This window comes from Shimia sp. MIT910701, from assembly GCF_047126315.1.
Taxonomy (GTDB): Bacteria; Pseudomonadota; Alphaproteobacteria; order Rhodobacterales; family Rhodobacteraceae; genus Shimia.
In genome coordinates this window covers 1,328,981-1,340,768 of the sequence record NZ_CP138953.1, presented here as the reverse complement: position 1 = coordinate 1,340,768, position 11,788 = coordinate 1,328,981, and the positions used below count along the sequence as shown (strand labels likewise).

Below are 11,788 nucleotides of genomic sequence, written 5' to 3'. Positions count from 1 at the left end.
GCTGCCTCCTGCGTGTCGTTGGTCCGCTTATCAGGACCTTATAATTGGAAAGCCCGGTGTTTCTCGAACCCGGGCATCACGGGGGCCATTGCGTTAAACGCAAAGGTCCAGTTGATGTCACCATCAAGTTTATAGCCGACGCGCACAACCCCCAAAGCGCCTTCCACAAACAGCGCGGCAATTCGGCCACGCTCTTTGAGTTGTGCCAGAAGCCCCTCAGGCAGCGCCTCAACCCCGCCCTGCAAGAGGATCACGTCATACGGGCCGTGCTCTGCCGCACCGTTCACCAGGTCCCCCTGATGCACAACGGCATTGTCCGCACCTTGCTCGCTCAGCGTGATCTGCGCTTCAGACGCGCGGCCTTCGTCGTCTTCCACGGCAATCACCGCTTCCGCCATCCGCGCAATCACAGCAGAGGAATAGCCAAGCCCCGCGCCCACATCGAGCACCAGCTCGTCGTTTTGAATATCCAGCGCGTCCAGCATCTTTGCCAAGGTGCGCGCATCCAGCACCACCCGCCCTTTGTCCAGCGTCACGCAGGTGTCCACATAGGCCGCGTCGCGCTGGCTGTTAGGCACAAAGGCCTCGCGCGGCACGTTCAGCATGGCCTCGATGACAGTGAACTTGGTCACATCCGACGGGCGGATCTGCGTATCAACCATAGTGGTACGGAGGGTGGCATAGTCGGTCATCGATTTCTCATGTGCTCAGACTCGTGTTGCGTTCTCTTGCCACAACCGCGCGTGCTCAGCAACGGTCAGCGCCTGTCTTTTCCCTGAATGTGACAACTCTACGCGCCATATCAAGCCCCTGCCCCGCCTAAGGTCCAGCCTTGCCGAAACGTCATTGAGATGCCCGTCTGCAAAACGCCCTCAAAAAGGGGCTTGCACCTTCCCAAGATTCATACCATTTATGCGCCCACTCTGGAGCATCACTTCAGAGCACCACGGATGGCGAGTTGGCGGAGTGGTGACGCAGCGGATTGCAAATCCGTGTACACCGGTTCGATTCCGGTACTCGCCTCCATTTGTTTCCATATCGGCGTCTTACACATTAGACCTTTGGGAGTGACACAAAGTGGTACCTTGTCCAATGAACTTGCACTACTAACTGTCTCGGTCTCGCCATGGCGTCTGTTACTTCAGGTGGCCCATTCCCAGACCTTTTAAGAAGAAAATACTACGGTTCGTATCTCTCCAAAGACTCACTGCCACAATCGAGCTGAAACCCACGCCCGATATCTAACATGCTGCGGTCTGCACATTCAGGGAAGAGAAGACTTGGCAAGACTTCGTCACGACGACTTTCGCAATCTGGTTAAGCGCTACTTTCAATCCTTGCTCGAGAAAAATCCCGAAAAGCTGAACGATACTGGCATCAACAACCATCGCGTTAGTGAACAACCTCAACCGACTGGTTCAAGTTGATTGTTGATACTTGGTTGGCCTTGCTCCCACAGAACGATTGTTTTTGTACCGGCGGCCAATAACCTAGAGCATGATATGGGCGCTTGGTGCGGGAATCTTTCTCCTTTGCCGCGTCGTTAACCATTTATTAACCTTGCAATCGGCCGTCGCAAAGATCATCTTTGAGATGATTGAAATGACAAAAACTCTCCAACACAAAGTTGCCCGCGAAAACGGTGCTAAAAAACACTTTCAAAGAACATAACTGATCCAGGCTCCCCATGACTCTTGAAAACATCACGTTCAGCCCCCTGACCGCGCCCGCTGACATTGGCAACACCCCTGCAACTGCACGCTCAATCACTGTGGGCGAAACCGTCACCAGCACGTTTGAAGAGCGTGATTACGATATGTTTGCGGTCACCTTGGAGGCCGGCAAGATCTATGAGTTCAACTTTGACTATACGGATGATTCCGGCCACACGATCCTGAACTACTATACATTCCAGATCGACCTGTACCGTTACAGCTATAATGCGGACACCGACACCTATACCCAAGAAGAGTGGTATGAGACAGAAGGGGCAAATGTGCCGCTGCTGGCAGATGTGACCGACACATATTACATCCGCGCGGATCACTTTTCTTGGTCAATCAACGAGCCGGTAGACTACACCTTCACTGTGAATGAGATCTTTGACGACTTTGGTGGGACAATTGCCGAGGCAACCGCCGCTGAGGTGGGCACCGAGTTCTCCGGCAGCATCGACTATCGCTATGATGTCGATATGTTTGCCGTGACCCTGACCGCCGGCGAGACTTACTCTATCGATGTGACACCTGGTGGAGACCGCGACGGCCTGGACTACATCCCCCTGTCGATTCTGGACGCCGACGGCAATGTCATTGCCCGCACCAGCGCCTCCTCATTGAGCAGGATTGAACTCACCATCTCCGAGACCGCAACCTACTACGTGTCTGTGGAACATCGGTGGGGATATGGTGAAGACGAATTGAATCTGACCCATCTAGGTTCTTACACCGCAAAGGTTACCGCTGCAGGCGAAATCTTCGGCGACGATACCGATGAAATCATAACTGGCACCAGCCGCGACGACACGATCCATGCCGCGGATGGCAACGACAGGGTATACGCCCGCAAGGGCAACGACGTCGTGTACCTGGGAGACGGCAATGACTACGTCCGCGTGGGTGGTGGCGGTCGTGAAGAATTCCACGGCGGTGCTGGCAAGGATTACATCAGCTACTATGACAGTAAAAACGGGGTGACGATCAACCTCGCCACCAACGAGGCGTCTGGTTCTTGGGCCAGCAACGACACCATCAGTGGCTTTGAAAGCGTGTCCGGCTCCCGCACCGGGCATGACCGCATTCACGGCACCTCTGGCGCCAACACCATCAAGACCTATGGCGGCAATGACAAAGTCTACGCCGGCAAAGGCTCGGACAAAGTCTATCTCGGCGATGGCAACGATTACGTAAAAGCGGGGGGCGGCAAAGAAGAGTTCTACGGCGGCAACGGCAACGACTATCTCAGCTACTACGACAGCACCGGCGGTGTGACGGTAAATCTGTCCACCAATGACGTGTCTGGCTCCTGGGCCAACAACGACGTAATCAGTGGCTTTGAAAACGTCTCCGGTTCCAAAACTGGGCATGATACAATCTACGGCACCTCAGGTGCCAATAAGATCAAAACCTACGGCGGCAATGACAAGATCTATTCCGGCAGCGGCAATGACAAAGTCTACGCGGGCAAAGGCGACGACACTGTCGATCTTGGCTCTGGCAACGATTTTGTGAAAGCCGCAGGCGGCAAGGAGAGCTTCGATGGCGGCTCGGGATGGGATTACATCAGCTACATAGACGGCAAAAACGGCATTGTCATCGATCTGAGAGCCAACACCGTCTCTGGTTCCTTAGGCGAAAACGACACAATCCGTAACTTTGAAGGCGCCTCTGGGTCTCGCACCGGGGCTGACAGAATGTATGGCACCGACGGGGCCAACACGCTGAATAGTTTTGGTGGCAACGACCGGCTCTACGGCCGCGGCGGAAACGATAAACTCAATGGCGGCTCTGGCCACGACCGCCTTGACGGCGGCAGCAGCAACGACACGCTCGATGGTGGCTCGGGCAACGACAGCCTATTGGGCGGAAATGGCAACGATGTACTAACTGGCGGCACTGGAAATGACCGCCTCGATGGCGGCGCTGGTTCAGATAGTTTCATTTTTAGCTACGGCGATGGCAATGACACCATCAGAGACTTTGAGGATGATATTGACACGGTCTGGTTTGTTGGGTTCCGGGACACCAACGGAGACGGGTACATTGCGCTTTGGCGACACTCTGGCAACGATCTTGTGCTGACCGCTGATAACGGCGACACGCTAGTAATTGAGAACACCACTTTTGGTGAGTTCGCCAACGACGGCTTTCTACTCTAAAGCCTTCTCGGCAATCACACAAAGCGGGCGGCCTTTTCCTAAGACCGCCCGTTTTGCATTTGCGTTAGCTCACGCCACGTCCTGACCGGGCTTGCGCAGCACCTCGCGGGCCGTGTCGCCATAAAGCTGCGCCACCTTGTTCCGAACTGACATACCCAACACCCCGGGAAACAGCGTGTCGATTTCAGCCCGCGCCTCCGCGTTCATCGCCTGCAACGCCATCGGCCCCGGATACAGGCTTTCGCTGGGGCTGCCGTTGGAAAACACAATCTGATGGCGCTCAAACATCAAGTGGAAGTAAGTCAACTCCTGCTTGCCCAGCGCCACCCGTGTGCCACTGACAAAGCGATGCAAATGGGTCGCCCGCACCAGAATATCGCTGCCCGGCAAAAGCACGCCATGCTGCGGTGACACCAACAGCGGACGGTCCGCCCCTAGCACACCGGCGTTGATATGAATTGGCCGCAACTTCGGCTGTGCGCGCAACTGATGGCCCGACAGGGATGTGCTGCCAATCCACACAATCGGTTGCGGCCCGTTGTCCATCGTGGTGACCATATCGCCCGGCTTCAGGCTCTCGATCGGGCGCTCACCCTGCGGCGTCAGGATCATCGTGCCGGTGGTGAAGCACACCACGCCGGTGTTGTCCGCCGTCAGCTGCACATCACCGATGAAACTCAGACTGCCATCGCCAAACTGCGTGTTATCGGAATAGTCCACCGCATTGCCCTTGGCATCCAGCGTGTTGGACTGGTTGAGCACACCATCATCCGCCATATCCGCATGCAGCTCATGCATGGAGTCATAGTGCCCGCTCAGGTCAACAAAATCGTTGTTGCTACTGTCGCCATCGTTGAGCGCGCCGGTGTTGCCGGTGTTGAAATCGCCAATGGTGTCATTGCCACCGCTGACCACAAACACATCGTCGCCACTGCCCCCCAGCAGCTTGTCGTCACCTGCGCCGCCATCCAGCGTGTCGCTGCCCCCGCCGCCGAAGATCGTGTCATTGCCCGCTTCGCCAAAGACCACGTCATCGCCATTGTCGGCATAAATGGTGTCATCTCCGCCCGCTTCCGGATCAATGTCGTCCCAGCGATCCGCCACCAGATAGTTGTTGTCCGAATAGACACTGTCCAACGAGATCGCCTGGATCGGCTTGCTGGACAAAAGCTCCATGTCGGCATTGTTGGTGTATTCCGGTGCGAGGAAGAATTTGCCATCAACAGTCTGAAACACAACCGCTGTAAACGAGCCGGTTGAACCATCCTCAAACGTCACGGTCGCATTGTAGCTGGCGTTGGAATCCATCACCTGCTGCACGCCATCAATCGACATTTCGGAAGTGGCGCCAACAGCCATCTCGTCGTTTTCATCAACCCCACCGTCGCCATCAAGGTCGTTGATATCCACACGCACAATGTGCCCCGACAAAGGATCGGCAGCCGCGCCATAGCTGCCAAGAATGCTCGCCGCATTGTTGGTGTAGCCAGCGCTTTCATCCCCATCCAAGTCGCCCGCTGTGCCGAGGTAATAGGCGTTCCAGCTCGCATGGATCTGCCACTCGGTGTTGCTGTCGGCATCCCCGTAAATCGTGTCATTGCCGATACCGGCAGAAATGAAGTCGCCGCCGCCGCCACCTTCTACCAAGTCGTCCCCGGATTCTGCATAGATGGTGTCCCGCCCATCACCGCCGGACACAGTATCCGCATCCGACCCGGCATAGATAATGTCATCGCCAGCCCCGCCGGACACCACGTCAAAGCCATCGGAGGCACTGATCCAGTCATTACCAGCGCCGCCAAGCACCGTGTCCGATCCGCTTTCGCCCTGCAACGTGTCATTGCCCGCAGCGCCAGACAGGCTGTCATCGCCCATGCCACCCGAGGCCACGTCCGCCCCCGCGCCCATGTCGACAACATCATCACCGCCGCCGGCGACAAGAAAGTCATCTCCCTCGCCAGCCTCAAGTGTATCGCTGCCTTCACCGGCATAGATCGTATCATTCCCACCCGCAGCATCGATCACATTGCCATCATCCGTGACCTGATCGCCTTCCGCATCCGTATAGCCCGTGCGCATATCTTCGCCGGCCTCGGAGCCGTCGACCTCCCCGTCCGTCACAACGTAATCCCCGTCCGCCCGGCTGGCGGTCAGGTTGTCCCCCGCTTTGTAAACACCGTTCAAAGTCAGCGACTGGATCGCTTTTGCCTCAAGCGCACTTTGGTCTGAGTTGTTGGTGTATTCCGGCGCCAGGAATGTCTGCCCATCCGTGGCTTGAAACACCACCGCCGTGATATTGGCCGTGGTGCCATCGGTGTAGGTGATCGTCGCATTGTAATCGACCAACCCGTCAAACGTCACCGCCGCGCCACCTTCAATCTGGAACTGGTGATTTCCAGCATTGTTGTTGATGTAGTAGTACCCGCTGTTGGACCCGTACTGGCTCATGCTGACCACATTGCCGGACAGTGGATCAGCCGCGCTGCCCAGTGTTTGCCCCACCAGGTCGTACGCATTTTCGGACGTATTGTTGCCTTCAACCGGATCAAGCTCCGCGAAGGTTCCGAGGTAGAATACATCAAAGGTTGTGGCCATGACCAAGGCTCCAGAAACAGTTTGGAGGCTCGATCTAAAGGGCGTGCGTTAATTCACCGGCAAGAAATTCGTGGCGGTTTTGGGCAAAACAGTTTCAATTTTTGAAAGATTTTTGATTGTGCCTACCTAGGGTTGAACCCCTTATTTTTAAGTCGCTCACGCCTTACGCAGCCCCTTCAATCGGAGGCACATCGGACTTGGCAGTACCTTCATCCAACAGTTGCGCCTGAAAGCGCAGCATCCATTCAAGCAACACCGCCTTGCGAATAGGCTTGGTCAGGAAGTCGTCCATCCCCGCATCAAGACAGGCCTGCATTTCCTCGTCAAACGCGTGCGCAGTGAGAGCCACAATGGACGGCTGCACGATGTTCAGCTCACGAATGGCATGGGTTGCCTCAATCCCGCTCATGCGCGGCATCGACATGTCCATAAACACCAGATCAGGCGCAAAACTCTGCACCTGCTCCACCGCTTCAACGCCGTCCTTGGCAAAGGCCAGCTCAATGGGTTGGTCCGCCAGATATTTCTTCAACAGGAACCGGTTGGTCTTCTTGTCCTCCGCTACCAGCACCCGTAGCCCCGCCGCAAGCGTCTTAGGCGCTTCGTCTCCGCCTCCCGGCAGTTCCGCCGGGCGCTCCGCCTCTTCATAAGGAAACGCCATGCGGAATGTGGCACCAGCGCCCTCTTTAGACTCCACGGAAATCGATCCGCCCATCACATCCAGAATGTGTTTGGAAATCGACAACCCCAGCCCCGTCCCGCCAAATTTACGAGTTGTGGCTGCCTCAGCTTGCGTGAAGTGGTCGAAAATGTGGGCCTGATTTTCCTCAGAGATACCTATCCCGGTGTCAGCCACTTCACACACCAGTCGGCTGCCCTGAGAATCGGCCTCATGACTCAATTTCAGATACACGCCGCCCTCTTCGGTGAACTTAATCGCATTGCCTACAATGTTTGTAATCACTTGCCGAAGGCGCCCGTCGTCAGCTTTGACAAACTCCGGCGCATTGCCTTCCATTTCAAAGCAGAGCTCCAGCCCCTTGCTGCGGGCGGCCGGGGTCAACAGATCCAGTGTTTCCTGCACACAGGTACGTGGCGCAAAACTCACCGGATGCAACTCCATCCGGCCCGCATCCAGTTTGGACAGGTCTAGAATATCATTGATGATCGCCATCAAAGCTTGAGAAGAGCCGCGGATTGTATCCGTGTAGCGTCCCTGTTCCTCGTCCAGATTGGTCTCTGACAACAAGTCCGCCATGCCAATCACGCCGGTCAGAGGCGTGCGGATTTCATGGCTCATATTGGCGAGAAACTCCGCCTTGGCCCGTGCACCTTCTTCCGCCGCCTGACGTGCTTGCCCCATCTGGACGGCCAGTTTGCGGCTCTCGGTGACGTCCCGCTCGATGGACACAAAGAACTCCGGCTCACCATCCGCGCCCCGGATCGGAAACAGATTTACATCCAGCCAGATCTTGCGCCCATCACGGGTCACATTCTGCACTTCGCCGCGAAACGGCTGCCCGGCCTCGACCGCCAGATCAATGGTGTTGATCGCCTTGAGCGCCTGATCCGCACCGGTCAACAAGTCGGCAATGATGGTACCCTTGGCCTCTGCAAAGGAAAATCCTGTCACCCGTGTGAAGGCGTCGTTGACCCAGACAATCCGCCTTTCACGATCCGTAATGATCACACTGTCATTAGCATTGCGCGCCACCAGAGACAGCTGTTGCAACTCTGTCCGATCTCTGTCCATGCGGGCATACATGGCCTTCATCTCGGCCTTTTGACGTTCCAAATCCTGCGTAATTCGGAAGTTGCTCAATCCCGATTTGGTAAAAGCGAGGAACATATACAACATGCAGAACACCAGCATGGTGCCTGCCACATCCATCATGACAAAAGGCGTCCAGCTATTCGACCAGAGCGCCTGAAGCCCCACATATAAAAAGGGGGCCATGATATAGAAAGTCAGTCGCGTGAACGCCGCCGCAGGATTCTTGGGCAAGACAATGGCTGCGTTGACCGCCCCTAGTCCCAAAGCACCAATCACAAACAGGATATTGGCGGTGTCCCCAAGTTTGAAATAGTAAACCGACACCCCGGCCACCACCGTAAGCCCTTGTAAGGCGCTGGTGCTCGTGGCCCATCTCTGCCCCCGCTTCAAACTGCCGACCAGTGCTTCCCGTCGCACAACTGTGCGCAAGACAAGGCAATCAATCGCATCGCCCGTTAGGAGAATGATATAGCTCAACAAAGCAGGAAGAAAATCCACCGCATAGTAGCCAATCGAGCACCCCAAGGTGTAGAGCACCAGTCGCACAGACAGCCGGCTCACGCGTTCGTCCGCGTACGACAGCAAAAGCTTACGCCGCGTACGCAGGTAAGACTCCTGTGCTGAAGGCCGCGCAATCGGGCTGAATACGGTGGAAGTGTCTTTCATTTGGGTGTTCAGGCTACGGCTCCGCTTTCGCGGAAAGTAAAGCCTCCAAAAGGTTAACATTCGCTGAGGCTGCGTTTTTCTACCTAAGTCGTAGATTCGCGCATCTCGCCACCCTCGGGCGCACCTTAAAAAAAAGCACAACTCCCGGTAATATCAGGTATACAACCAATCTGGCCGCCTTGCGACCGGAGACAATCTGCCCCTAACCTCTCCTCTGTTCCGTCTTTTTCTTGTTGGCAGAATCTTGGCGACTCACCCCAACATCTCTCAAAGACACAGGAGAATTGCGCCTTGAAGATGTTCAAAACGCAGCCAAAAAACCACAGTTGCGACTCTTGTTTCGCCCATTCTAGGCGTCGTCGCGCGGACTATGGCCCAGCATTTTGCATCTCGCAACAGTTACAAAAAGCCGTAACGTCGCGGTCAATCGGCTAAACTTGGTCGGATTGGAGCAAGACCAGATCAAACCCTTCGACCTCATCTGGTCGCTCAAAATGGGAAGCCAGTTTATCAAATTGGTCTTTGGACAGCTGAAATTCATGGCTGCCCGCCTGATTGCGCGCCTGTGCCCGCCGCCAACAGACCTCCTGCGGCACATCCAGAAAATGCAACGTAGGTGTCACGCCAGCCTCTTGCGCCAGCCCAACCAACCAGGCGCGCGCCTCAACTGTATTGGCGGCGAAATCCATCACCACAGCCTGTTTCGCTTGCAACAAGGCCATCACATGCGGCCCCAAAGCCCGCCGCAACCGCGCAGTGCACCGGACGTAGTCAGCCAAGGAATGCAATTCCTCCTCAAACAATGCCGACAGCCATTGGTCCTCAGACAGCACAATCGCGCCATGATCCCGCGCCAACTGTTGTGCCAAAGTGGATTTGCCGGAGGCGGCATAGCCGCAAACAAGGTGAAACTTCGAAAAGTGCAGAGACATGGGGCCTCCCCAGTCAGAATGGATTTGGAAAACGACACAAACTCCCGGCCCGAAAGATCAGACCGGGTTGCTAATGCCCACCGTTTTGAAAAACCAAAACTCCATGCCCCTGCTTAAAAAGCAGCGCCGCCCGTGTCCAGCCCGAGTGCGCTCAACTCTCCGCGGGCGACAGGCGGCTCGACAGCAAATCGCCGGTCTCTGCCAGGATCGGATACCCCACCATGGCAAAGGACGTGTTCACCTGCTTCAGCACCCGCAATGTCTCCTGATGGATATTGCTGGTCTCGATGCTTTCGGAAAGCCCTTCATGCAGGCGCTTTAGATGCTTGCGTTGCAGCTTCTGCTCCACGCCACGCACCTTTTCCTTCTGCGCCACCAGCTCACGGGCGTCATCCGGCTGCCCCGCCATCATCACGCTCAACGCCAGTTGCACGTTGGCCAGCACCCGGTCATGAAAATCACAAATCTCCTGCCGCCCCGCACTGGAGAAGTTTAACCCTTCCAAATCCATCCGCCGCGCCAGCTCTACCAGATTGCGCGCCAATACATCAGACGCCGCCTCAAGGTTGGAGGCCAGCAAAGACAGCTCCATCGCGCCCTTTACGGTCGCCTTGTCCAACTCATGCCGGTTCAATTCCGCCAGATAGAGCTTGATCTCCTGATGGGTTTTGCGCACCGCCGCATCGTTGGCCCGGATCGCCTCGGCGCTGGCATCACTCCAGGTGTCAAACAACCGTTGCCCGGCGATCAACATGGTTTCCACCCGTTCGCCCATACGCATCATCTCACGCGAGGCATTGGCCAGAGCGCGGGCCGGCGTATCCAGCGCACTTGGGTCCAGAGCGGAAGCAATCGCCGCCTCATCCGCCACCGGCGCGGCTACAAACCGGCCAGCGATTTTGGCAAACAAGTCCACAAACGGCAGCGCCAGCACACAGAGCACCGAGTTAAACACCAGATGCAGGTTGATGGTCTGCGTCGCGGCCGAACTTCCCAGCCACGTTAAATCCACCTCCACAAACCGCAGCCCTAAAAGCACCAGCACCGCGCCACCGCCCCGCAGGCCCAGGTTGGCCACCACAATCCGTCGTGCCTCGGGCTCTGCGGCCAATGTCAGCACGTAGGCAATCATCGCGCCGCCAAGGTTGGCACCCAAAACCATCGCCATCGCCGCCTCGGTTGGCAACGCGCCCTGCGCCACCAAGGTCACAAACAACAGCACCGCCGCCACGCTGGAATGCACCATCCAGGCAAACACCGCGCCAATCACAAAGGCTGCAAACAAGTCCGCCCCCAAATAGGACAACATCCGCAACGCCGCTTCGCTTTCCATCACCGGCGCCGTGGCCGCCCGCAGCATGTCCAGCGACACAAAAATCAGCGCCAGACCAATCAGGATCCGCCCCGTCTGCCGTACGCGCCGCTGCTGGCCCCGCAAAAATAGCCCGACACCAAGCACCAGCAACAACGGGATCAACCAGGTATGCCGCACCAACAGCACCTGCGCCACCAATGCTGAGCCCACATCCGCCCCAAGAATAATCGCCAGCCCAACGGACACCGACACTGAGCCATTGGCTGCAAAATTGGACACCAACATCGCCACGGCCGTCGAGCTTTGCAGCAGCATCGACACCACCAGCCCCGCGCTGGCCGCCAATCCACGGTTCTTCGCTGACCGCCGCAACCACAACCTGAGCTGCACCGCAAAGGCCCGCTCCATTCCCGTGCGCACCAAACGCACCGCCCAAATCAAAAGCGCCGCTGCGCCTGCAATATTAATCAGGAAAAGGAGCATGTTATGTGTCTAAGTCCACTTCTTCTTATTGGGCCGCTTACGCTACGTCCGCACCCCGCACGACCGAGCGTGAAGGTACCCGCTGCCAATTCCAATGTAGGCATTGTCCAACAAAATGCCCGCATTGCGAGATCTCCGACGGTCAC

General features: G+C 56.6%; 6 protein-coding genes and 1 tRNA gene. 2 read left to right on the top strand and 5 right to left on the bottom strand.

Annotated elements, in window-relative coordinates; translation table 11 throughout:
• Nucleotides 1-38 precede the first annotated feature (38 nt).
• Complete coding sequence (locus SIB38_RS06415; RefSeq protein WP_412551652.1) at nucleotides 39-692, bottom strand: protein-L-isoaspartate O-methyltransferase family protein; 654 nt, start codon at nucleotides 690-692, stop codon at nucleotides 39-41.
• A 260-nt stretch (nucleotides 693-952) separates the two neighbouring features.
• On the opposite strand from SIB38_RS06415, the gene SIB38_RS06410 reads away from it, so the two are divergent.
• Together SIB38_RS06410 and SIB38_RS06405 are read left to right on the top strand one after the other, a co-directional pair.
• Nucleotides 953-1,026: transfer RNA gene (locus SIB38_RS06410), tRNA-Cys, on the top strand.
• A gap of 661 nt (nucleotides 1,027-1,687) precedes the next feature.
• Nucleotides 1,688-3,877, top strand: coding sequence for a calcium-binding protein (locus SIB38_RS06405; RefSeq protein WP_294116243.1), 2,190 nt, complete (start codon nucleotides 1,688-1,690; stop codon nucleotides 3,875-3,877).
• Nucleotides 3,878-3,946: 69 nt separating this feature from the next.
• Here the strand turns inward: SIB38_RS06405 and SIB38_RS06400 are convergent, their stop codons facing one another.
• From SIB38_RS06400 to SIB38_RS06385, 4 genes are all read right to left on the bottom strand, one after another.
• Nucleotides 3,947-6,472, bottom strand: a complete 2,526-nt coding sequence (locus SIB38_RS06400) for a Hint domain-containing protein (RefSeq protein ID WP_294116242.1) — start codon at nucleotides 6,470-6,472, stop codon at nucleotides 3,947-3,949.
• Between the two features lie 163 nt (nucleotides 6,473-6,635).
• On the bottom strand, nucleotides 6,636-8,912 hold the full coding sequence (locus SIB38_RS06395) for an ATP-binding protein (RefSeq protein WP_412551651.1): 2,277 nt from the start codon (nucleotides 8,910-8,912) through the stop codon (nucleotides 6,636-6,638).
• Nucleotides 8,913-9,343: 431 nt separating this feature from the next.
• Nucleotides 9,344-9,844, bottom strand: coding sequence for an AAA family ATPase (locus SIB38_RS06390; protein ID WP_412551650.1), 501 nt, complete (start codon nucleotides 9,842-9,844; stop codon nucleotides 9,344-9,346).
• 151 nt (nucleotides 9,845-9,995) lie between these two features.
• The gene (locus SIB38_RS06385) at nucleotides 9,996-11,642 is read right to left on the bottom strand and encodes a Na/Pi cotransporter family protein (protein ID WP_412551649.1); all 1,647 of its coding nucleotides are present in this window, start codon (nucleotides 11,640-11,642) and stop codon (nucleotides 9,996-9,998) included.
• Nucleotides 11,643-11,788 lie beyond the last annotated feature (146 nt).

Excerpts from the sequence above, each read along its gene's own strand:
- SIB38_RS06390 (WP_412551650.1), bottom strand. The coding sequence starts at position 9,844 with ATGTCTCTGCACTTTTCGAAGTTTCACCTTGTTTGCGGCTATGCCGCC.
- SIB38_RS06385 (WP_412551649.1), bottom strand. The coding sequence starts at position 11,642 with ATGCTCCTTTTCCTGATTAATATTGCAGGCGCAGCGGCGCTTTTGATT.
- SIB38_RS06395 (WP_412551651.1), bottom strand. The coding sequence starts at position 8,912 with ATGAAAGACACTTCCACCGTATTCAGCCCGATTGCGCGGCCTTCAGCA.
- SIB38_RS06400 (WP_294116242.1), bottom strand. The coding sequence starts at position 6,472 with ATGGCCACAACCTTTGATGTATTCTACCTCGGAACCTTCGCGGAGCTT.
- SIB38_RS06405 (WP_294116243.1), top strand. The coding sequence starts at position 1,688 with ATGACTCTTGAAAACATCACGTTCAGCCCCCTGACCGCGCCCGCTGAC.
- SIB38_RS06415 (WP_412551652.1), bottom strand. The coding sequence starts at position 692 with ATGACCGACTATGCCACCCTCCGTACCACTATGGTTGATACGCAGATC.